General features: G+C 40.1%; 20 protein-coding genes. 6 read left to right on the top strand and 14 right to left on the bottom strand.

Features of this window, described 5'->3' with window-relative positions:
- Positions 1-9: 9 nt before the first annotated feature.
- Together MTP24_RS08535 and MTP24_RS08530 are read right to left on the bottom strand one after the other, a co-directional pair.
- On the bottom strand, positions 10-1,182 hold the full coding sequence (locus tag MTP24_RS08535) for a putative manganese transporter (protein WP_243530567.1): 1,173 nt from the start codon (positions 1,180-1,182) through the stop codon (positions 10-12).
- 121 nt (positions 1,183-1,303) lie between these two features.
- Positions 1,304-2,929, bottom strand: coding sequence for a M28 family metallopeptidase (locus tag MTP24_RS08530; protein ID WP_243530565.1), 1,626 nt, complete (start codon positions 2,927-2,929; stop codon positions 1,304-1,306).
- Between the two features lie 118 nt (positions 2,930-3,047).
- Here MTP24_RS08530 and MTP24_RS08525 point away from each other — a divergent pair, with 118 nt between their 5' ends.
- From MTP24_RS08525 to MTP24_RS08515, 3 genes are read left to right on the top strand one after another with little or no spacing between them, the layout of a single operon-like run.
- Positions 3,048-3,860: a DUF3025 domain-containing protein gene (locus MTP24_RS08525; protein WP_138740978.1), complete on the top strand. Its 813-nt coding sequence runs from the start codon at positions 3,048-3,050 to the stop codon at positions 3,858-3,860.
- A complete protein-coding gene (locus MTP24_RS08520) occupies positions 3,857-4,645 on the top strand; it encodes an ATP-binding cassette domain-containing protein (protein ID WP_008131198.1) in 789 nt (262 codons plus the stop codon). The genes MTP24_RS08525 and MTP24_RS08520 overlap by 4 nt, the downstream gene beginning before the upstream one ends.
- Complete coding sequence (locus tag MTP24_RS08515; RefSeq protein ID WP_006793028.1) at positions 4,638-5,846, top strand: ABC transporter permease; 1,209 nt, start codon at positions 4,638-4,640, stop codon at positions 5,844-5,846. Before MTP24_RS08520 ends, MTP24_RS08515 begins: the two co-directional genes overlap by 8 nt.
- Positions 5,847-5,944: 98 nt before the next feature.
- Here MTP24_RS08515 and MTP24_RS08510 read toward each other — a convergent pair whose 3' ends face one another.
- The 6 genes from MTP24_RS08510 to MTP24_RS08485 all read right to left on the bottom strand — a co-directional run bounded on the left by MTP24_RS08510 (position 5,945) and on the right by MTP24_RS08485 (position 12,675).
- Positions 5,945-6,784, bottom strand: a complete 840-nt coding sequence (locus tag MTP24_RS08510; protein ID WP_243530562.1) for a UDP-2,3-diacylglucosamine diphosphatase — start codon at positions 6,782-6,784, stop codon at positions 5,945-5,947.
- A 160-nt stretch (positions 6,785-6,944) separates the two neighbouring features.
- Complete coding sequence (locus MTP24_RS08505) at positions 6,945-8,669, bottom strand: proline--tRNA ligase (RefSeq protein ID WP_243530558.1); 1,725 nt, start codon at positions 8,667-8,669, stop codon at positions 6,945-6,947.
- A gap of 88 nt (positions 8,670-8,757) precedes the next feature.
- Positions 8,758-9,462, bottom strand: coding sequence for a tRNA (N6-threonylcarbamoyladenosine(37)-N6)-methyltransferase TrmO (tsaA, locus tag MTP24_RS08500; protein ID WP_243530555.1), 705 nt, complete (start codon positions 9,460-9,462; stop codon positions 8,758-8,760).
- Positions 9,463-9,643: 181 nt separating this feature from the next.
- Positions 9,644-10,213, bottom strand: coding sequence for an outer membrane beta-barrel protein (locus MTP24_RS08495; protein ID WP_008131186.1), 570 nt, complete (start codon positions 10,211-10,213; stop codon positions 9,644-9,646).
- Between the two features lie 249 nt (positions 10,214-10,462).
- Entirely contained in the window at positions 10,463-10,927 is a 465-nt protein-coding gene (locus tag MTP24_RS08490) for an acyl-CoA thioesterase (RefSeq protein WP_008131184.1), read from the bottom strand.
- Between the two features lie 101 nt (positions 10,928-11,028).
- Positions 11,029-12,675, bottom strand: coding sequence for an electron transfer flavoprotein-ubiquinone oxidoreductase (locus tag MTP24_RS08485; RefSeq protein WP_243530553.1), 1,647 nt, complete (start codon positions 12,673-12,675; stop codon positions 11,029-11,031).
- A 220-nt stretch (positions 12,676-12,895) separates the two neighbouring features.
- Here MTP24_RS08485 and MTP24_RS08480 point away from each other — a divergent pair, with 220 nt between their 5' ends.
- Positions 12,896-13,645, top strand: a complete 750-nt coding sequence (locus MTP24_RS08480) for an electron transfer flavoprotein subunit beta/FixA family protein (RefSeq protein WP_243530550.1) — start codon at positions 12,896-12,898, stop codon at positions 13,643-13,645.
- On the top strand, positions 13,646-14,572 hold the full coding sequence (locus MTP24_RS08475) for an FAD-binding protein (protein ID WP_243530548.1): 927 nt from the start codon (positions 13,646-13,648) through the stop codon (positions 14,570-14,572). It begins immediately after the preceding gene.
- Positions 14,573-14,711: 139 nt separating this feature from the next.
- Here MTP24_RS08475 and asnS read toward each other — a convergent pair whose 3' ends face one another.
- Positions 14,712-16,109 carry an asparagine--tRNA ligase gene (gene asnS / locus MTP24_RS08470; protein ID WP_006793019.1) on the bottom strand — a complete coding sequence of 466 codons (1,398 nt, stop codon included), beginning with the start codon at positions 16,107-16,109 and terminating at the stop codon, positions 14,712-14,714.
- Positions 16,110-16,406: 297 nt separating this feature from the next.
- On the opposite strand from asnS, the gene MTP24_RS08465 reads away from it, so the two are divergent.
- Positions 16,407-16,841, top strand: coding sequence for an ATP-binding protein (locus tag MTP24_RS08465; RefSeq protein ID WP_008131176.1), 435 nt, complete (start codon positions 16,407-16,409; stop codon positions 16,839-16,841).
- A gap of 2 nt (positions 16,842-16,843) precedes the next feature.
- Here MTP24_RS08465 and MTP24_RS08460 read toward each other — a convergent pair whose 3' ends face one another.
- Genes MTP24_RS08460 through MTP24_RS08440 form a run of 5 tightly spaced genes read right to left on the bottom strand, consistent with a single transcriptional unit; the run spans position 16,844 to position 21,879 of the window.
- Complete coding sequence (locus tag MTP24_RS08460; RefSeq protein WP_243530546.1) at positions 16,844-17,473, bottom strand: Vat family streptogramin A O-acetyltransferase; 630 nt, start codon at positions 17,471-17,473, stop codon at positions 16,844-16,846.
- Between the two features lie 30 nt (positions 17,474-17,503).
- Complete coding sequence (locus tag MTP24_RS08455) at positions 17,504-18,514, bottom strand: ABC transporter ATP-binding protein (RefSeq protein ID WP_243530543.1); 1,011 nt, start codon at positions 18,512-18,514, stop codon at positions 17,504-17,506.
- Between the two features lie 13 nt (positions 18,515-18,527).
- Positions 18,528-20,027 carry an iron ABC transporter permease gene (locus tag MTP24_RS08450; RefSeq protein WP_243530541.1) on the bottom strand — a complete coding sequence of 500 codons (1,500 nt, stop codon included), beginning with the start codon at positions 20,025-20,027 and terminating at the stop codon, positions 18,528-18,530.
- A complete protein-coding gene (locus MTP24_RS08445; protein WP_058428859.1) occupies positions 20,027-21,067 on the bottom strand; it encodes an extracellular solute-binding protein in 1,041 nt (346 codons plus the stop codon). Before MTP24_RS08445 ends, MTP24_RS08450 begins: the two co-directional genes overlap by 1 nt.
- Positions 21,067-21,879 carry a hypothetical protein gene (locus MTP24_RS08440; RefSeq protein WP_039037055.1) on the bottom strand — a complete coding sequence of 271 codons (813 nt, stop codon included), beginning with the start codon at positions 21,877-21,879 and terminating at the stop codon, positions 21,067-21,069. The genes MTP24_RS08445 and MTP24_RS08440 overlap by 1 nt, the downstream gene beginning before the upstream one ends.
- Between the last annotated feature and the right edge of the window lie 67 nt (positions 21,880-21,946).

Below are 21,946 nucleotides of genomic sequence, written 5' to 3'. Positions count from 1 at the left end.
GCCTAAAATTCAATACGAAATAAAATACAAGCCATAGCCAACTCCGAGTGCAGGAAGTGCGGTATATAAAGTAGCTATTATTGCGGCTTTGGGGGCTAACGCAATTGCAGGGAATAACGCATCTCCGTCGTTTGAAATTGCATTGGATGTTAAAGCACTAAATGGAATGATGCCCTGTATATAAAGCGTGGTAACTATTATTTGCGGCCCACAACCGGGTAAAAAACCTATGATTACAGCAATCAGCGGTGCTAAATAAGCGTAGTGGGCAAACCATGTTTTTAAATCAAGTCCGGCTACATTCACGAGTATTTCAAATAACATAAACGACGCCACTACCCATACAGTCACAAAGTGTGTGTCTTGGAGCACTTTAACCACTTTAGATGGTGGATTACATTCATCCTCTTCACTGGTAATTTGTTTATATGTTTCGCCCTTAGACGAGTAAGCCCATACCGTTACGATAAATAGAGCCATGCCCGCACCAAATAAATGTATTCCAGTGCTTGTGTGCCTTCCAAATTGGTTAAAGTCCACGTTGAATGCGATTAAAAACGCGATGATTAAACTTGGAAAAATCGCCAACATCCAAACAGGTTTACTGACTCTAATAATGCGGGTAGGCAATATTTTAACTTGGTGCGTTTGTTCTTTTAAAGAAGGGCGTAAAAAGTCGTGTTTATGAACTGTATTTACAAAAGCACCACATATAGTTCCAACAACTAATCCTATAGCCATTATTACAGCTCCCTCAGTAGGGCGTGTAGCTAAAAGTAAAAATGCAGCATCGCCCATTGTTGCTGTCAGTACGGCAACAATAGCACCAAAGCTTGCTTGGCCTTTGGTAAATTGTGTAACCACTATTATAGCGCCCCCGCAGCCGGGTAAGGCACCTAGTAAAGCCGCAAAAAAGACCTCTAAAGCCGGTGACTTGGCACTTAGATAACTAAGCTCTAACTGAGGTAAACGCTCAATAGCGTAGTAATAAATCAGTAACGTAGCAGCAACAAATACACTGACTTGAAAAAACGCGTCGCTTAGTGCGGTAACTGCAATATCACGAAGTGATGGCGCAGCAAAACACACCAACAAAAAAAGAGGGAGTAATAAGCGTTTATTTTGGCTAACAAAGCGTTGTGAAGCGGGGGTAATTAGTCCTATTTGTGTAATTGAGTTCATACAGTGTTACCAAATTAATAAACAGGGTAACACTGTATAATTTTAGTAAATGATAATCAATATCATTTAATTGTGTTTAAATCGATTACTCACATTGAGACTTTCGATATTAAATTCTAGGCTATTTGCGTTGAAATTCTGAATTTGCATTCCAAGTAGGCCATTGCTCTTGCTCAGAAATATCAAAACCTACTTTATAAAATAATTGTAAGTCTTGAACAGCACCCGATAAATCCCACTCATCGCGGTAACGGTCACAAGGCTGGTGGTAACAACCGCGTAATACTAAGCTCATTCGCTTGCGATAATTGGCTGTTTCTTCATCCGCTGCTTGAGTACCACCACCAGCGTACATTGCAGGTATGCCCATATTGGCAAACGCAAAATGATCAGAACGGTAATAACCACCCGACGATGGTTTAGGATCGCCTGATAAAGTTCTACCTTGATCTTTTGCTGCATTAGCTAAAAACTCATCCATTTGAGATTTACCAATGCCTACCACACTCATATCTTTTACTTTGCCTAATAAATTTAAGCTATCCATATTTATATTAGCAACCGTCTTGTTAGCTGCAATAACAGGGTTTGCGGCGTAATACTTAGAGCCAAGTAACCCTTGCTCTTCAGCGGTTACTGCTAAAAATGTCATTGAGCGGCTAGGGTGCTTTGGCAATTTAGTAAATGCTTCTGCAACTTCTATTAAGCCTGCAGTACCCGTTGCGTTATCGTGAGCACCGTTATAAATTTGGTCACCTTTGCGGCTTGTATCTGTGCCTAAGTGATCCCAATGCGCTGAATATACTACATGTTCGTCTGGCGATTCGCTGCCCGGTAAGGTCGCAATAAAGTTGTAAGACACTGACGTTTTAATTGTATTAGTCACATTAACAGAGGCGGTTAAATCACCCATATCAACATGATAAGCACCTTTTGCGGCATTTTCTTTAACGGTATCGAAATCTAAACCAGCTTTGCTGAAAAGCTCTTTAGCCACATCACTAGTAACCCAGCCTTCTACAGCAACACGGTCCATATTGTAGTTTTCTTTTTGAAAACCAAATTGCTCGCCACTCCACGAATTTTCAACAACCGACCAAGGATATGAAGCGGGTGCTGTTTCGTGAATAATAATAGCGCCTGCAGCACCTTGGCGACTTGCCTCTTCATATTTGTAGGTCCAACGACCGTAATAAGTCATTGCGTCGCCAGTAAATAAAGCTGGATCTTTAGTTGCAAAACCAGGATCATTTACAAGCATGACCACGGTTTTACCTTTAACATCAATTCCTTCGTAGTCGTTCCAGTTATACTCTGGTGCATTAACGCCGTAGCCTACAAATACGAGCTCAGAGTTTTCAATGCCTTCTTTTTCACTAATGCGGCTACTGCCCATAACCATGTCTTTTTTGTATTGGTAATCTTTGCCACCAATTGATAAAACCATGTTTGAATCAGCTTCTAGTGATACAAGGGGGACTTCTTGTAAAAAGCTATCACCATTGCCAGGCTCAAAACCCAATGCTTTAAATTGGGTTGTTAAATAATCTAATGTTAGCTTTTCGCCAGGTGACGAAGGCGCTCGGCCACCAAATTCGTCAGATGCCAATACTTTTATGTGTTTTGCTAACTCATCGGCTTTAATACTGTTATAGCCATTAGTTACATCTGAAGGAGTTATGCTTGTTGCTGCACAGCCAGCTAAAACAGCGCTGGCAAGAAGTGTGAGAGATAAATTGCGTTTCATATTAACTCGATTATTGTTTTAAGATTAAATAAGTATATTAACTTCTATTAAGTAGGGCTAGCTTTTGCGGTAAACTGTTACAAAATTAAAGGCCTATACAAGTTAGAAATTTATAATAATGAAGCGTTTTACTCCTCCTGAACAATGGCAACCCAATTGCCTAAAAACGGGTGCATTTAATCACCTAAACAGCTTGTTTAAACTTAATGAGCAAACTCAATGGCCTTCACCAAAATGGTTTACTCCTTATTTAAATGCAACGAACGAGAATAATTTACCGATACAGTTTGTTGACGATGCACAAATAGACTTTGCTGAGCGCTATTACGAACAAGTAATTTTTGAAACTGGTGAAGTACCCACACGGACAGAAAATTGGCACGATCTATTCGGTGGTTTTATTTGGTGCTTATTTCCTAAAACAAAATCACTTATAAATCATCGGCATGTTCAGGACATTGCCGAATATGGTTTAACTAAGCGCACCAAACACAGAAACGCACTCACACTATTTGATGAATGTGGTGTTGTACTGGCCATTAGTGAAAGTAAATGGCAAACCTGGCTGCGCGATCATCAATGGCACAAAGCATTTGTAGAGCACCGCCATGAGTGGGGAGAGTCAATTCAGGCTTTTATGTTTGGTCATGCCAATTACGAAATGTTGACTCGCCCTTATATAGGGCTCACAGGAAAAGCATTATTTATAAATGTGCCCGACGAAATATTTTGTAAAGATTTAGCAATGCAATACCAGTACCTTGATCAAGTACTTTATGAGAAGATTAAAATAGAACATTGCTTAGCCGATAACTCACACCTTTCGCCTTTACCATTATTAGGTGTGCCTGGCTGGCATGAAGATAATAAAAACGACACATTTTACAATAATACGGATTACTTTAGACCCAAACGAAGGACATGCGCATGATAGAAGTTGCCGGGCTTAAAAAACGTTTTAAGCTGACGAAAGACCATAAAAAAAATAAAGTAGATGATATCGATCCGCGTGAAGATAAAGACTACTTTCATTCAGTACGAGATGTCAGTTTTCGCTGCGCTGAAGGCGAAGTATTAGGGTTGTTAGGCCCTAATGGCGCAGGTAAAACAACCACCTTAAGAATGATCTCAACAGCCTTAAAGCCCGATGAAGGCTCTATTACAATTGCTGGCAACGATATTGTTAAAAAACCTCTTTTAGGGCGAAAGTCGATTGGGTTTTTATCAGGCTCTACTGGCTTGTATGGTCGTCTGACCGTTAAAGAAAACATAGAGTACTTTGCAAAACTTCACGGGATGAAAAAAAGCGATATAGCATCACGTTGTGATGAGCTTTTTACATTACTCGATATGCATAAATTTATAGATAAGCGCGCTGAAAATTTATCAACTGGTATGAAACAAAAAGCAAATATAGCCCGTGCAGTTGTACATCGCCCAAAAGTAGTTGTGCTCGATGAGCCTACAACAGGCCTTGATATCATGACCACACAAACAGTGATCGAATTTATCAAAGGTTTAAAAGCACAAGGCACACCGGTTATTTTTTCTACCCATCATTTAGATGAAGTCGCATTGTTATGTGACCGTGTAGCGGTAATTAACGAAGGCATAAGCTGCTTTGATGGCACAGTTGAAGAGTTTAAACAAGCCGGAAACAGTGAAGAGTTAAACCAAGCGTTTATGAACATATTAACGGAGAAGCATAATGTTTGAAGTATATAAAAAGGAATTAAAAGAGCTCCTTCGCGACAAAAAAACGCTTATGTTTGTTGTGGCGCTGCCAGTACTTATTTTCCCAATAATTTTTGCCGTTATGGCTTTTATTAGTTCGCAAGCGGCACTTGAAGCTGACCAAAAAGTTAATACTTACGTAATTATTAATGGTGAATACGCACCAGAATTTACCAACAAAGTGTTTTACCACAAAAGCTTTGAACTTTATAAGGGCAGTAAAACCTTTAATACAATAGAAGAGCTCAAAGCAGGTGTTACTGCCGGCGATATAGATATGGGTATTTATTTGCCAAGTAACGCAGAAGATACACTCGACAGTGGTGAACAAAGCAAATGGGAAGTGGTATTTAACGACGCAAAATCAATAAATTTTTTATTTGACCGGGTCAAAGAACTAGCTCAAGAATACAGCGACGTATTGCAAGCCAAAAAATTAAAAAGCTTTGGGATAGAAGAGTCTACGCACAAAGCTATCCTTACCCCTATTGAAGTTGTTAAAGTAGATACGGCCGATAAACGTGAAAACTTAGGTGAAAAAATAGGTGGCTTTTTACCATATTTACTTATTCCATTGGTGTTAATGGGCGCTACATATCCTGCAATTGACTTAGGGGCCGGTGAAAAAGAGCGCGGCACACTAGAAACACTCTTACTTACACCCATAACACGCACAGAGCTGGTATTAGGTAAATTTATAACATTACTGACCACCTCTATTGCATCAACCACTATTACGGTTGTGAGTATGGGGTGTTGGGTTGCTGTTGCACTGGCGTTCGCAGACTTAGACTTTATAAAAACGGCATTTAGTACTTTGGCGGTTACCGATTTGCTGATGATTTTTGTATTATTACTGCCATTGGCTGCCATATTTTCTTCTTTAGCGTTAGCTATATCTATTTATGCGCGTACGTTTAAAGAAGCACAAAACTACATGGCTCCTTTAAGTATGGGGGTGTTTTTCCCTATTATTATTTCAATAATGCCAAATATGGAATTGACTGCTAAAACCGCGTTTATTCCAGTAACCAACGTTGCATTAGCCATTAAAGACATAATTAAAGGCACTGTAGATTACACGTTTGTAGGGCTCATATTTTTAGCAACCGCTCTTATTGCAGGTGCGTTACTCGCATTTTGCGTTAAATGGTTTAACCGAGAAGATGTACTATTTAGATAGTGTGCTACTCATCTTTAAAAAGCATCACTTAAGTGATGCTTTTTTGTTTAAGGCCGTCAACAAGGGTTAAAATTTATGACTTGGTTTAAAGTCAGTAATTAGGCTGCCGACTTTTTAGGTTTTGCATCGTCATTACTCATTAGTGGCGATGAAATGTTAGATATGTCGGCGCTGTCTAAAACTGTGTGTGTATCTGACCAGTGAAGCAGTTCTATTTTTCCATCGGCTTGTTCCACTAAGGCGGTGCAGTTTTCTATCCAATCGCCGTCGTTACAATACACTATGCCGTCGCACACTTTTATTTTAGGGTGGTGTATATGCCCACAAATAATTCCGTCTACGTTTTGTTTTTTTGCCTCATGAATAGCTGCGTCTTCAAATGCATTTATTGCTTCGCGTGCCTTATGAACTCGTGCTTTTATCCACGACGCTAACGACCAGTAATTACCCCCAAACAACTTTCTTATTTTATTGCTCCAACGATTTAAAAATAAAAGCAAATCGTAGCCTGCATCGCCAGCAATGCTAATAATTTTGTTATAACGAGTTGCGCTATCAAAGTCATCGCCGTGAACGAGCAAAAAGCGTTTATTGGCTTGAGTTACATGAATATACTGCTGGTGGACCTCTATACCAAATAGGGTTTGATTTATATAGTTTCTAAAGGTTTCGTCATGGTTTCCTGGTATATAAATTACGCGTGTTCCGTTGGCCGCTTTTTGTTGAATGCAATTAAGTATTTGATAGTGAGAGGGGTGCCAATAAAATTGGCGCTTCATAGACCATAAATCAATAATGTCGCCAACTAAATATAAAACGTCAGTCTCAACAGCGCTTAGAAAATCGAGTAAATAATCAGCTCTGCAATCTTTATATCCTAGGTGAACATCTGATATCCATATAGCAGGGTATTTAGCCTTTTGATCAGCACTTTTCATATTGTCCCTCGTTAGTTTTGTTAGCTATAAATTACTTTAGAGAGAAAAAATGACAGTGATACGACATTTTTAGTAAAGCTATATGACACAAAATTTAGGCATAAAAAAACCGCTTAAAAAGCGGTTTTTGCATTCACGTTATTGAATAACGAATAAGAGTTTAGGCTTGCATAGCTGCTTTAATGCTTTCAATAGCGGTATCTATGTCAATCATTAGCTTTTCACCTGTGCGACGATTTTTAAGTTCTACTTTATTTTCGTCTAGGTTACGTTCGCCAATTACAAGTGTGAAAGGCACACCTACAAGCTCCATATCATTAAACATGACACCTGGGCGCTCTTTTCTATCGTCAAATAACACATCCACACCTGCATCTTTTAAACCTTGGTAAAGACTGTTTGCAATATCAGGAATACGATGCGACTTGTGCATATTCATTGGTACAATAGCAAGGTCGAACGGCGCGATAGATTGTGGCCAAATAATACCGTATTTATCGTTGTTTTGCTCAATAGCAGCAGCCACAATACGCGATACACCCACACCGTAACAACCCATGGTCATTACTTGGTTTTTACCATCTTCGTTTAATACGCCTGCTTTCATGGCTTCTGAGTATTTTGTGCCAAGTTGGAATATATGTCCTACTTCAACACCACGTTTAATTTGTAATGTGCCTTGGCCGCAAGGGCTAGGATCGCCTTCTACAATGTTACGAATATCAGCAACGTCGTAGTTAGTTACATCACGGTCCCAATTTATGCCGCTAAAGTGTTCATCGTCTTTATTAGCACCGGCAACAAAGTCAGCCATTACGTTGGCTGTGCGGTCAACAATAATCGGCATTGTTAATCCTACAGGACCCAGTGAACCAGGCTTTGCGCCGATTGCAGCTATGATGTCTGCTTCTTTTGCCATTTCAAGCGGTGAGTCAACGAGAGGGTGCTTTTCCGCTTTCAATTCGTTTAACTCGTGATCGCCACGAATAATAAGGGCAACTAAACCACGTTGTTCGTTTTCATCTGGGGCACCATAAACGATTAACGTTTTAACACTACGGTGTGGTTTAACACCGTAATGCTTTTTAAGCTCTTCAATTGTTTTAGCATCTGGAGTCGGGAAAGCTTTTAATTCTTTTGTAGCATCAGCACGAGGCTGTGTTGGGGCAAGAGCTTCGGCTTTTTCAATATTAGCGGCGTAATCACTACCATCGCTAAATGCGATAGCGTCTTCGCCTGATTCGGCTAAAACATGGAATTCATGAGACACGCTACCACCAATAGACCCTGTATCGGCAATTACTGGGCGGTAATCTAGGCCTAAACGTTCAAAAATATTACAGTATGCTTTGTGCATTGCTTGATACGTATTATTTAAACATTCTTCACTCAAATGAAATGAATAAGCGTCTTTCATGGTGAATTCACGGGCGCGCATAACACCAAAACGAGGGCGTCGTTCGTCACGTACTTTAGTTTGTACTTGATATAAAGTAAGTGGTAACTGTTTATAGCTATTCACTTCTTTGCGAACAAAATCGGTGATTACTTCTTCATGCGTTGGACCAAGTGCAAATTCACGATTATGACGGTCTGTAAAGCGCATTAGCTCTGGACCAAACTCGCTCCAACGGCCTGACTCTTCCCATAAATCAGCAGGCTGTATGACAGGCATCAGCATTTCTATTGCGCCTGCTTTGTCCATTTCTTCACGAACAATGTTTTCAACTTTACGCAAAACGCGTAAACCAGAGGGTAACCAAGTGTATAAACCCGAAGCGACGCGACGGATCATACCGGCTCTAAGCATTAACTGATGCGATACAATTTCAGCATCTGAAGGCGTTTCTTTAAGTGTTGCGAGTATATATTGACTGGTACGCATTATTTTTCCGAAATAGAGTAATATGTTCTTTTAATAGAGCTTAAGTTTACCAGCGGTTGCTTTTACACAAAAGCGCTAAGTGAGTTATTTAGCTTTTTTCTATACTTGTTACTAGGTTGTGCTCGCCATTAACTTGCCAGCGTATATTGTAATCATACAATGTCATTCCATAGCTCTGCTCGCCGTCTTTTTGTTTTTTGTAAGCAGGGCGTGGATCTTGTTTTAAAACATTACTAATAAAGTTTAATAATTCAGGGTATTGAGTTTGTTGCTCAATGAATAATGTCACCTCGGGGGTAAACTCTACACTCATTTGTGTTTCTGGGCGTGTATCTGCAAAGCCAGCACTTGCGTCAAGCATGGCATCTGAATAAGGCAAGTAGGGTTTTATGTCAATGATGGGCGTGCCATCAAGCAGGTCTATTCCGGCAAGTAATAAACTGAGTTGGCCATTTTTATATTCTATGCCCTCAAGCTTTACTGCACTCATACCAATGGCATTTGGTCTAAAAGTAGCACGAGTAGCAAATACACCTTTGCGCTCATTACCGCCTAAGCGAGGAGGGCGTACCATGGGCGAGTAGCCTTTATCTGCGGTTTCATGAAAGCGAAACAATAACCAAATGTGGGTAAATTCATCAATACCGCGTACAAATTCTTCGCGGTTAAAATCAGGCGCAAAAATAAGTTTTGCTTTGGCTTCAGGTACTAAACGAGGTTGTCTTGGTATGGCAAACTTTTGTTTATAGGGAGATTGTATGTGGCCAACGGCCGAAATGCTGTAGTCGCTCATGTTACTCAAGTACAAATAGAATAGGCGGGCATTCTACCTTTATTTGCAGGCCATCGCATCACAGCATAGCAATTTATTTAATTAGACTAAATGGTTTAAAATAGCTTTTAGACTGAATGGTTTATATAAAGCAGAAAAAGGTAAGCCTAAGCTTACCTTTGTTAAACAACCTGTTTATAGTTTAAAACATGTATTGCAGTGACACTGATGCTACATCCATATCAGGATCAATATCATCGTCTAGTTTGTAACGCTCGTACTCTAAACGCATTTGCACATTGCTAGAAAAAGCAAACTCTAAACCAGCACCATAAAATGCGTCACCGCCATCTTGTGAAGTAGAAACGCTTCCAACAGGGAGTTCTTGTTTTATATCTGCATCCCATTCTAACCAACCACCTTTGGCATAAACTGAAAAGCTCTCAGTTAATGGGATACCTAAACGCGCGGCCAATGACACGCCGTCAATTTCAGCTTTGCTATCAATATCGCTAACTTCATCAAAGTTTTGATAAGCCAGCTCTACACTTAAATATTCATTAAATTGCGTACCAACATATCCTTTGAGCATTTGTGCGTCATCATCAAAATCAGTATCGTTTTCACTGTCTTCAAATTCAAAAGAGTACTGTCCGTAACCTATACCGGTATAAATACGTGGAGAATCAAAATCGGAAATATCTGCCTGCGCCGCAGAGTTAAAACCAAGTGTTGCTAGCGCTAGTGCTGAAAGTGAAAGTGATTTAATCATTAAATAGCTCCTTTAAAAAATAAAATGGTTTGATTTTTCAAACTTCAATTACTTATTTGCAGTGAACATGCCAATGATTAAATTGATTACTAAAACAGCTGAACTAGTATTTTTGGATTAGTTATTTGGGTTGTTTAGGTTTTTTATTAAACAAATCGCTAACTACTGGGGCTTAGCGATTTTAAATAAATTGTATTTTTTACAAAGCATTAGGTGATTTTTACAGTACAAAAATTAGCTAATGCGTATTTACACTTGATGAAGTAAGTTTTCAGTTTCAATCGCAATTTCTTTCATTTTAATTGCGTAGTTTTCTAATTTTACATCTTCATTGGTGACCGCTTTAAACTCTGGCACTGCAACGGGGTAACCTGTTTCATCCATGGCAACAAAGCTTATTACACAGTGATTTGTTTCAACCATGTTCTGTGTTTTAGGGTCGCCACACCGAACTTGTATAAATATTTGCATACTTGTTTTACCGGTATGTGCAATTTTAGCTTCCACTTCTACTATTTGACCAACCAGAATAGGGCGTCTAAATTTAACACCTGCCACCGATACGGTTACACAATAATGACCACTCCAGCCAGCAGCACAGGCATAGCCAGCTTGGTCAATCCACTTCATAACCACACCACCATGTACCTTCCCACCAAAATTAACGTCGGTAGGTTCTGCTAAAAAACGAAAAACAACATTTGACGACGGCATAAGCTTTACTCTTTTTATTAATTATACAATCAGCATAGCGCAAAAAAGGGGCCGAAGCCCCTGCAATTTAGGATATGTTTATAATTTATATGTAAAAGATATTACATATTGGGGTAATTAGGGCCGCCAGCGCCCTCTGGGGTAACCCACGTGATGTTTTGGCTCGGATCTTTAATGTCACAGGTTTTACAGTGAACACAGTTTTGTGCATTAATTACAAACTCGTTGTTACCTTCTATTTCTTGCACCTCATAAACACCTGCTGGGCAATAGCGCTGCGCAGGTTCATCAAATTTCACAAGATTAACTTTTATTGGTATTGCTGTGTTTTTAAGTTTTAGGTGACAAGGTTGAGACTCTTCATGGTTAGTGTTTGATAAAAACACACTTGAAAGTTTATCAAAACTCAGTGAACCATCAGGCTTAGGGTAAGCTATTTTTTCAGCAATGTTAGCATCAACCAGCGTAGAGTAATCTGGTACATCATCTTTAAAGGTAAATGGTAAAGCACCGTTAAATACATTTTGATCGAGCGTGTTATATGCACCCCCTAAAAATTTACCTAGCTTATGCATCACGGGACCAAAATTACGAGACTGATAAAGCTCTTTATAAGCCCAAGATTGTTCAAACTGCGTGTGGTAATTTACTAAATCAGTATTAGCTTGTTCATTTTCTAATGCTTCAAAAATGACTTCAGCGGCTATCATGCCCGATTTCATTGCTGTGTGATTTCCCTTAATTTTTGCAAAATTTAATGTGCCTGCATCACAGCCTACTAATAACCCGCCAGGAAAATGCATTTTAGGCAAAGAGTGTAATCCACCTTTTGCAATAGCGCGCGCGCCATAAGCAATACGCTCACCGCCTTCAAGTACCTGTTTAAAAACAGGATGATGTTTCATTCGCTGGAATTCATCAAACGGGCTTAAATGCGGGTTTGTGTAATTTAAATCAACAATTAAGCCAACAACGACCTGATTATTTTCGCTATGATACATAAATGCACCACCGCTCGTATCACCACTTAACGGCCAACCTGTGCCATGAACTACTTTACCCTGTTGGTGCTTAGACTCATCTACTTGCCATATTTCTTTAAAGCCTAAGCCATAATGTTGAGGCGATGAGTCAGCATCAAGTGCAAACTGGTTTATAAGTTGTTTGCCTAAATGGCCTCGGCAGCCCTCAGCAAAAATAGTATATTTAGCTCTTAGCTCCATGCCTGGCATGTAGCCATCTTTTTCATTACCATCTTTATCAACGCCCATGTCACCCGTAACAATACCTTTTACTGCGTCGTCTTCAATTATAAGTGAATGTGCGCTAAAGCCTGGAAATATTTCTACGCCTAAACTTTCAGCTTGCTCTGCTAGCCAGCGGCATACGTTACCCATTGAAACAATGTAGTTACCATTATTATGAAATGTTTTAGGCGTAGTAAAGTGGGGGATTGATGTTGCTTTTTCTTCGTTATTAAACCAATAAATTTCATCATTGGTTACTTTCGTAGTTACTGGCGCACCTTGCTCTTGCCAATTTGGTAGTAATTCATCTAACGCTTTTGTTTCAAATACAGCGCCCGATAGAACATGCGCGCCAACTTCTGAGCCTTTTTCTACAACACAAATCATGCACTCTTGTTGTTTTTCTTGTGCAAGTTGTGCGAGTTTTATTGCACTAGCAAGTCCCGCAGGTCCAGCGCCTACAACAACTACATCAAATTCCATGGTTTCACGTTCGACCATAATAACCTCTTTATTTATGACGGACTCACTCAATACTGCCTCAGTATTTGAATAAGGTATTCAGCCTATTTATTACAATGCCAATTTTTCGTTACAGGCTGTGAATAGTTAAAGGTTATTTTAGGTTGACGTTTACGTCAACAGGAAGTAGTCTGATTTCATAAAATAAATAGGTTGACGTACACGTTAGGTTGTAGGTTTAAATAATTATGGAGTTCCTATGAAAATTCTTGTACCAATAAAACGCGTTATAGATTACAACGTAAAAGCGCGTGTCAAAAGTGACAACAGCGATGTAGATTTAACGAACGTTAAAATGGCGATGAACCCATTTTGTGAAATTGCAATTGAAGAAGCTATTCGCTTAAAAGAAGCCGGTACAGCCACTGAAGTTGTAGCTGTTACTATTGGCGCTAAAACATCGCAAGAACAACTACGCACAGCGCTTGCACTGGGTGCAGATAAAGCAATCCACATCGAAACCGATGAAAAATTAGAGTCATTACACATTGCAAAATTACTCGCAAAAATTGTTGAGCAAGAAGCGCCAGAGCTTGTTATTTTAGGAAAGCAGTCGATTGATTCAGACAATAACCAAACGGGTCAAATGCTTGCAGCATTAGCTAATCGTGGGCAAGGTACGTTTGCGTCTAAAGTGGTTGTTGCTGATGGAAAAGTAAATGTTACGCGTGAAGTAGACGGCGGTTTGCAAACGGTCGCACTTTCATTGCCAGCCATTATCACTACAGATTTACGTTTGAACGAACCACGTTATGCATCACTACCCAATATAATGAAAGCAAAACGCAAGCCGCTTGATGTAATAGCTGCAGACTCTTTAGGTGTAGATTTAACACCTCGTATTCAGCTTGTTAGCGTAGAAGAACCGGCAAAACGTAGTGGTGGCATTATTGTAGAAGACGTTGCACAACTTGTAGAAAAATTAAAAACAGAGGCAAAGGTGATTTAAATGAAAACACTTGTAATTGCAGAGCACGACAACGGTGCCTTAAAACCAGAAACCTCAAAAACAATTAATGCGGCTATTCAAATGGGTTTTCCTGTTGATGTATTAGTGGCCGGTGAAAACATCGCCAATATGAGCGAGACTATTTCAAGTATAGAAGGCGTTGCGAGTGTGCTTGTTGCAAATAATGCTGCTTATGCACACCAACTAGCAGAAAGCATGACCGATTTAGTTATGTCGTTAACTGACAGCTACAGTCATATTGTGGCAAGTGCAACTACCACAGGCAAAAATTTTATGCCACGTGTTGCGGCCCTTTTAGATGTAGCGCAAATATCGGAAATTATTGATGTAATAGATGCTGATACGTTTAAACGCCCAATTTATGCCGGTAACGCTATTGCGACTGTTAAATCACTTGATGCTAAAAAGGTGATTACCGTACGCGCAAGTAGTTTTGATTTACAAGGCGAGCAAGCCGCTGTAAGCATTAATACTTTAGATACAGTATCGGACTCACAGTTAAGTACGTTTGTAAGCATTGAGCAAACTGAGTCAGAGCGCCCAGAGCTTACCGCTGCTGAGGTGGTTATATCTGGTGGTCGTGGTATGCAAAATGGCGAAAATTTCGCTCTTTTAAACGGTATAGCCGATAAATTAGGTGCTGCTATTGGTGCATCGCGCGCTGCGGTAGACGCAGGCTTTGTACCTAATGATATGCAAGTAGGGCAAACAGGTAAAATTGTCGCTCCTAACTTATACATCGCAGTGGGCATTAGCGGTGCCATTCAACACCTAGCGGGTATGAAAGATTCAAAAGTGATTGTTGCAATTAACAAAGACCCCGATGCACCTATTTTTCAAGTCGCAGATTACGGACTCGTAGCCGATTTATTTGATGTGTTACCGCAATTAGAAAGCGCACTATAACCATTTATTAAACCTTATTCTGGTTGAAAGTCGTGGTGCTTGATGGGTGCTGCGGCTTTTTTTATACGTTAAGTTTTAGCCATAAAAAAACCAGCCAATTGGCTGGTTTTAATTTTTAAACAATTTACTAAATAATTGTTTAGTAAGTTGCGCTGCCTTTCGTACGAGGGAAGGCGATTACATCACGTACATTACCCATACCTGTTACATAAGCAACTAAGCGTTCAAAGCCTAAACCAAAGCCTGAATGTGGCACACTACCGTATTTACGTAGGTCGCGGTACCAGCTGTAATCTTCTTTGTTTAAGCCCATTTCTTCAAGGCGTGCATCAAGTACGTCAAGGCGCTCTTCACGTTGAGAACCACCAATGATTTCACCAATACCCGGAGCAACTACGTCCATAGCGGCAACGGTTTTGCCATCTTCGTTTTGGCGCATGTAAAATGCTTTAATATCACGTGGGTAGTTTTTAATTACTACCGGTGCTTTAAAGTGTTCTTCTGCTAGGTAACGTTCGTGCTCAGACTGTAAATCTACACCCCATTCAACATCAAACTCAAATTTCTTACCGCAGTTTTTAAGAATTTCGACTGCGTCTGTGTAATCAACTTGTGCAAAGTCTTTTTCAACAAATTCTTCTAAACGGCTAATCGCAGTTTTTTCGATACGTTGAGCAAAAAACTCCATGTCGTCACGGCGCTCTTCAAGTACCGCTTTAAATACGTACTTAAGCATGTTTTCAGCAAGCTTTGCAATATCTTCTAAATCTGCAAACGCTACTTCAGGTTCAACCATCCAAAACTCAGCCAAGTGGCGTGAAGTATTTGAGTTTTCTGCACGGAAAGTAGGGCCAAACGTATAAATTTTTGACATTGCAGATGCGTAAGTTTCACCGTTTAACTGGCCAGATACAGTTAAGAATGCTTCTTTTCCAAAAAAGTCTTCACTGTAATCAACATCGCCTTTATCTGTACGCGGTAAGTTTTGCATATCAAGTGTGGATACACGGAACATTTCGCCAGCGCCTTCACAGTCACTTGCTGTGATAATAGGTGTGCTGATCCAGTAGTAACCTTGCTCGTGATAAAAACGGTGAATGGCTTGTGCTAAACAGTTACGTACACGTGTTACTGCACCAATCATATTAGTACGTGGGCGAAGGTGAGCGTGTTCACGTAAGTATTCAATGCTGTGGCGTTTTGCCGACATTGGATATGAATCTGGGTTTTCTACCCAACCTAATACAGTGACCGTATTCGCTTGAATTTCAAACGATTGGCCTTTGCCAGCAGATTGAACTAAAACACCAGTAACCGATACAGAACAACCGGCTGTTAAGCTAGTAACTTCATCATAATTATTTAGTGAATTAGGAACTACCGCTTGAATAGGATCAAAACACGAACCGTCATGAACGGCTAAAAATGATATTCCTGCTTTTGAATCGCGGCGAGTACGGATCCAGCCTTTAATTGTTACTTGGCTGTCTACCGCAACATTGCCTTTTAATAGCTCTGAAATCGCTAAATGGCTCATCTTCACTCCAATGATATAAGTTGCCTAACTTTATTTATTTAAATATGTACAGTATATAAACCATATTTTATTTATAGATGGTGCTGTACTAGAACCCTGTATCTTACCTAGTAAAGTAAAATAAAAAAACTATTGCGGGCAACTCTTTATAAGTTTTTATCAATGCGGTTTATTTTTAGTCGATTTTTAGGCACAAATGACTAAGTTTGTCATTTGCTGCTCTGAAATTTAGTGATTTTGTGGCATTATATATTCTTTGATTTCTCAATACTGACCATTACTTTAGAAATGGATGCTATGAAACAAGTTTTTATTTTACGTGGACTACCTGGAAGCGGTAAGTCGTATTATGCACAAAATTTAGCAGACGAATTAGCGACTGCAGATGAAAGCCAATATTTAATTTGCTCAACAGACGATTATTTTTTAAATGAGCAGGGCGAATATCATTTTGATAAATTTAAATTACCGCAATACCATAATTTAAATTTAGCGCGTTTTATACAAGCGCTCGCACAAGATATTCCGCTCGTGATTGTAGACAACACCAATATAAAAAAATGGGAGTTTGTTGCATACACTCAAGCAGCTGTTGCATTAGGTTACCAAGTTAAAGAAGTGATAGTGGGTGAAGTAAAAGATAAATCCATGCAGCACTTATACGCTAAACGCAATTCGCATAACGTGCCGCTTAAAACCATAAGTAAAATGGCGTATATGTTTGAATGGTAGTGTTATAGTTTAGACAGTAAGTCTAAATTATTTTGAGTTATAGCATCTAAATGAGCAGTGATTTTGTCATTGCTCCAATCCCACCATGCAATAGATAGCAGTGCATCAATCGTTTTATCGTCAAAACGCTGTTTGATTATTTTTGCTGGATTACCACCAACGACAGCATAAGCAGGCACATCGTTGGTCACTACCGATTTACTGGCAATGATTGCACCACTTCCTATTTTTACCCCTGGCATAATAGTGGCGTTATAGCCTATCCACACATCATTGCCAATTTCTGTATTTCCTTTAAATGGTAAGTCACCTGGTTGAGGTGCAGACTTTTCCCATCCGTTACCAAATATAAAAAATGGGTAGGTAGAAAAACCAGCACTTTGATGATTAGCCCCATTCATTATAAACGTTACATCTTTTGCTATGGCGCAAAACTTCCCAATAATAAGTTTGTCGCCAATAAAATCGAAATGATAAAGTACGTTTTTTTCGAAGTGTTCGGGCCCATCAGGGTCGTCGTAATACGTATAATCACCAACTTCTATATTAGGCGACGTAATAAAATTTTTTAAATAACCTACTTGAGGAAACCCTTGCATTGGAGATGGGTTATTTGGATTTGGTCCGTTCATGGTTTCCTCTAAAGTTAAATATTTAATAAGCTAGTTTTTAAATGCCGCCAGCGGATGAGAGGTACTTAGCGAAACATGTACGTTGTCACCAGGGTGTACAACCAGTTCATGACTCACGCGGCTAGTGACTACTGTACCACAGGCAAGTTTTATTGCGCATAATCGACTACCGCCTTCAAAGCGGACCCAAATAACCTCACCATTATTACCTATACTGCTTTGTACTAATAAAACATCGTCGGGGCGAAGCAATACATCAACATTGCCTTGAGCGCAGTCAACACCATGCGCGGGCACATTACCAATATCGGTAAGTGCTTGGCCGTTATTTAATGTACCTTTTATAAAGCTAGCTTCACCTAAAAAACGCGCAACAAAGCGGTTTTCTGGGGTGCTAAAGCATTTTTCGGGAGTGTCAATTTGTTGTATTTGCCCACCTTTTAAAACACCAACACGATCCCCAACCGATAGTGCCTCTTCTTGGTCGTGGGTAACCCAAATAGCAGGTACACCTGCATTTTTTAGTGCGTTTCGGATATCCCAACGCAGCATGTCTTTTAACGCGGCATCTAGATTCGACAGCGGCTCATCAAGTAATACAAAGTCAGGCTGGTGAGCAAGAGTACGTGCTAATGCAACACGTTGCTTTTGACCGCCAGACAGGGTCGCAGGTTTCTTAGCCCTAAACTCTTCAAGACCAAGTAGGTTAATCCATTGATCTGCAACGCTGTGATCTTTTAATTTAAAACCAATATTTTGCTCAACCGTTAAATGCGGAAATAACGCAAAGTCTTGAAAAACCATACCGACACTGCGCTTCTCAGGAGGCACTGATTTATTAGGGGTTGCACGCCATTTATCTGCGTTTATTTCACCTTCAGAAATGGGTATTAAGCCTGCGAGTGCTTGTAATATTGTACTTTTACCGCAACCGGTGGGGCCTACAAGCATTAGGATTTCGTTTTCACCAAGCGTTAAATTCAAATCGCTCACAACGCGATTACTGCCATAATCTATAGACAACTGACTTACAGATAGCATTTACTTCAAATCCTTAATGTTCAAACTGGTTACGTTTTTCGCCAGACATCATAATAGCTAAACCACAAGCAGAGATCACCACTAATAACAGCCCAGGTATAGCGGCACGGCCAAAATAGCCAGCTTCGTAAACACGCCATAAATAAGTAGACAGGGTTTCAAACCCAGTAGGGCCTAGCAATAAAGTGGCTTCAAGTTCACGCATTGACTCTAAAAACACCAATGCACTACCAGCGACGATACCACGCATGGTTAAAGGCAAAGTAATACGTGTGAAGGCTTCGCGCGGGCTTGCACCAAGCACTCGAGCAGATTTTACCAAGCTAGGGTCTAAATGTTCGGTACTAGTACGAATTGAACCAACCGCGAGAGGCAAAAAACGTAGCATGTAGGCAATAATAAGTAACCCCAAAGTTTGATACAAAAATGGTAATTGCAACCCACCATAAACCAGCGCTGTGCCCATTACAATACCGGGTATGCCAAAGCCAAAGTAAGTAACGCGCTCCATAACTCTGCCTGCTTTGCCACTGAGAGCCGCGTGCGCAACAGGGACCGCTACTATTACTGCAACAATAGCAGCAAGTGCAGACGCATAGGTTGAATGCCATGCAATGGTAAAATCAAAATTACTTAAGCCATCTCGTGCAAGCCATATAAAAAATATTGCCAAGGGTAAGCCGATTGCTAGCAACAGCACAGGAGAGAACAGAGTAAATAACGCACTCAATTGAAGTTTATTCGGGAATAAAATAAGGGGGCGGCCATGACGCTCACTCGCTGTTTTTATTTGCGACTCTATAAGTAATAAAAAGCCTACAATAACCATTAACTGAAGCGACAGCATCGCTGCGCGACCCAGTTCAAAGGCATTGTATTCAACATAAATAACACGGGTAAATGTATCAAGTCTCATCATGGCTGGGGTGCCAAAGTCAGATAAAGTATAAAGTGCCACTAATAATGACCCAGCAGCAATGCCATTTACCACGCGGGGTAGAATAACTTTGAATACACTTTGCGTCATCGACATACCCAATGTGCGAGCTGCGTTTACCATGCTGGCGTCTAAACTGAGTAAAGATGATCGGGTAGTCATCATCACAAATGGAAATGTATACAGGGTCATAACTATTGCAGCGCCGGATAGCCCATACATAGACGGTGTTTCAAATCCGAGTAAATTATTTATTTCACCCCCAGGGCCAAATGCAGCATAAAGCGTAAACGCACCAATATAACTGGGTATAGCAAGGGGAGCTGCAAATAATACAAGCCATGCTTTTTTAAATGGTAAGTGTACATAGGCGCTTATAAACGCAAGTGGTACGCCGATTAAAATTGAGCCTAAAACAGTTAAGCCCATTAAAGCCAGTGTATTACCTAATATGGTTAAATTATGGCTATCAAAATAGGAACTTGAGTCACTAGCAAGCACCATTAATATACAAATAGGGGTAAGCGTAATGAGCGCTGCAAGCAGCGCCATTGGGTAAGATGGGGGTAATCGCATTATAAAACGCCGTTGCTGCGCATTAAGTCAATAGTGGGTCGCAAATCTGCAAGCTGTGTTAAATCAATTTTAGGTGGTGAAACACTCGAAAGCGAAGGTAAACCATCAGGCTGAGCAATACCGTTTACAAGGGGTATTTCGTAGGCTTCACGTGCTAAATAGCCTTGTACTTCTTTGCTGAGCAAATAGCGCATAAAGTTAGTTGCAAGCGGATCACTGTTAAGCGTTAATATACCCGAGGCGTTTACTAAACAGCCTGCATCGTTTTGGGTAAAGGCTAAATCAAGATTTGCATCCGGCTTGCCTGATTTTAAACGTAAAGTGTAATAATGATTAGCAAAGCCAATATCAACTTCACCCCGTTCCACACCCATTACAACGCCTAATTCACCTGCGTATGTTTTTGCACGTTTTTTAACTTTTTTAAGCCATTTAGCCGTTTTATCGTCGCCTTGTAAAATACGCATTGCTGTAACAAACGATTGAAAAGACGCATAAGCAGGGGCCCAACCAATACTCAAGTCGCTGTCAGCAATTTCCATAATGCTGGTTGGAATTTGATCTTTAGTTAAACGCGACGTATTAAAAGGCAATGTGCGAATACGTCCCGTTACTGGCGCCCAGTCTTTATATTTAAATTGCGGCTGCAGTTGAGACGATAAATCGTCTGGCAGTGGTTTTGCTAGACCTGCATCGGTCACTAAACCAATTGCACCTGAGTCCACAGCCCAAAATAAATCAGCACGTTTAACACCCGCTTTGGCTTCTGCAACAATTGTGTTGGCAAGTGCAGCTGTTGGTCCACGGCGAATAGCTAAATTAAAATCAGGGTTATTTTTTTGGATAGCTTGTAATACGTTTTCGTATAAACCACCTTCACCTCGGCCTAAATATAAGGTTAAATCACCTTTAAGCTTAGGTAAATCGTCAACCGAGACGGGGTTGGTTACTGTATTAGCAAAAGCTTGCGATAGAGGTAATGGTAATGAGCCAATTACCCCTAATGCTGCTAACCCTTGTATAAAGGTTCTGCGTTCCACTAAAAAACGTCCTTACGGTTTTTTTCTGCTTTTTCAATTAAACGTTTGGCGCGGTCTAATTTTGTTTGCATGCTGGTAACTACATCGCGTACTTCATCAACACTTTTGTTATCTGCGATTGCTTTTGGAAGCGTGACGTTAAAATCTTTTTCAAGTGCCTCGACTAAATTTGCATCTTGCTCGATAAGTGTTCCTTCAACGCCTTCGAATAAGTGTAGGTACGTATCGTGAACAATTTCTGTGGCTTCGTCCTGAAGGCGCTCAGCAAGTTTTGCGATGACGCGGTCTAGTTTGTGCTTTATTTCGTCTATTGTTGCACTTTGTGTCATTTCTTTACTTGCTGTAGCTGTAACAGACTCTAACAAGCCTTTTTGTTGAAATTTAGCCGCTAATTTAACAGCACCTAAACCTTGCCATAAAGCATTATTCATTGCGGTTTGTTGTACACGAACCTCAGCGGCTGCTTTACCACCGTCAATTGCCATTTTTACACCGTACAAACCCTGCCAAATAGAGGCATAAACAGGCACTAAATTAGTTTCAATTGCACTGTGAAATTTTACCGATTCCCAATATTCAATTAAATCGTCGGTATTTACGGCCTTAGCGCCTTTATTTTCGTAGGTGCTAACAAGCGTGTCTACTTTGCCTACCATCCATTCAACTTCTTCGTTATAACTTTTAAGGTTAGCTTGAAGGTGATTTACATGTTCACCAATAGGGCCGTTAGCAAATACAGGTTGCGCAATAAACGCAGACGCTATTAATAAAGAGGCACCTAATGTTTTGGCTGGTTTAAAAAATAAGTTCATGAAAGAAGTCCAAAAAGGTAATTGTAAATGATAGGTATTATCATATCCGTAAATATTACGAAGAGCA

This window comes from Pseudoalteromonas sp. APM04, from assembly GCF_022809815.1.
Lineage (GTDB): Bacteria > Pseudomonadota > Gammaproteobacteria > Enterobacterales > Alteromonadaceae > Pseudoalteromonas > Pseudoalteromonas marina.
The sequence above is the reverse complement of the archived record's forward strand: the minus strand, read 5'-3'. Positions and strand labels throughout refer to the sequence as shown.

Coding starts and splice junctions, on each gene's coding strand:
- asnS (WP_006793019.1), bottom strand. CDS start 16,109: ATGAGCCATTTAGCGATTTCAGAGCTATTAAAAGGCAATGTTGCGGTA.
- MTP24_RS08485 (WP_243530553.1), bottom strand. CDS start 12,675: ATGGTCGAACGTGAAACCATGGAATTTGATGTAGTTGTTGTAGGCGCT.
- MTP24_RS08525 (WP_138740978.1), top strand. CDS start 3,048: ATGAAGCGTTTTACTCCTCCTGAACAATGGCAACCCAATTGCCTAAAA.
- MTP24_RS08460 (WP_243530546.1), bottom strand. CDS start 17,473: ATGAACGGACCAAATCCAAATAACCCATCTCCAATGCAAGGGTTTCCT.
- MTP24_RS08455 (WP_243530543.1), bottom strand. CDS start 18,514: ATGCTATCTGTAAGTCAGTTGTCTATAGATTATGGCAGTAATCGCGTT.
- MTP24_RS08520 (WP_008131198.1), top strand. CDS start 3,857: ATGATAGAAGTTGCCGGGCTTAAAAAACGTTTTAAGCTGACGAAAGAC.
- MTP24_RS08450 (WP_243530541.1), bottom strand. CDS start 20,027: ATGCGATTACCCCCATCTTACCCAATGGCGCTGCTTGCAGCGCTCATT.
- MTP24_RS08465 (WP_008131176.1), top strand. CDS start 16,407: ATGAAACAAGTTTTTATTTTACGTGGACTACCTGGAAGCGGTAAGTCG.
- MTP24_RS08495 (WP_008131186.1), bottom strand. CDS start 10,213: ATGATTAAATCACTTTCACTTTCAGCACTAGCGCTAGCAACACTTGGT.
- MTP24_RS08535 (WP_243530567.1), bottom strand. CDS start 1,182: ATGAACTCAATTACACAAATAGGACTAATTACCCCCGCTTCACAACGC.
- MTP24_RS08475 (WP_243530548.1), top strand. CDS start 13,646: ATGAAAACACTTGTAATTGCAGAGCACGACAACGGTGCCTTAAAACCA.
- tsaA (WP_243530555.1), bottom strand. CDS start 9,462: ATGAGCGACTACAGCATTTCGGCCGTTGGCCACATACAATCTCCCTAT.
- MTP24_RS08505 (WP_243530558.1), bottom strand. CDS start 8,669: ATGCGTACCAGTCAATATATACTCGCAACACTTAAAGAAACGCCTTCA.
- MTP24_RS08490 (WP_008131184.1), bottom strand. CDS start 10,927: ATGCCGTCGTCAAATGTTGTTTTTCGTTTTTTAGCAGAACCTACCGAC.
- MTP24_RS08510 (WP_243530562.1), bottom strand. CDS start 6,784: ATGAAAAGTGCTGATCAAAAGGCTAAATACCCTGCTATATGGATATCA.
- MTP24_RS08530 (WP_243530565.1), bottom strand. CDS start 2,929: ATGAAACGCAATTTATCTCTCACACTTCTTGCCAGCGCTGTTTTAGCT.
- MTP24_RS08440 (WP_039037055.1), bottom strand. CDS start 21,879: ATGAACTTATTTTTTAAACCAGCCAAAACATTAGGTGCCTCTTTATTA.
- MTP24_RS08515 (WP_006793028.1), top strand. CDS start 4,638: ATGTTTGAAGTATATAAAAAGGAATTAAAAGAGCTCCTTCGCGACAAA.
- MTP24_RS08480 (WP_243530550.1), top strand. CDS start 12,896: ATGAAAATTCTTGTACCAATAAAACGCGTTATAGATTACAACGTAAAA.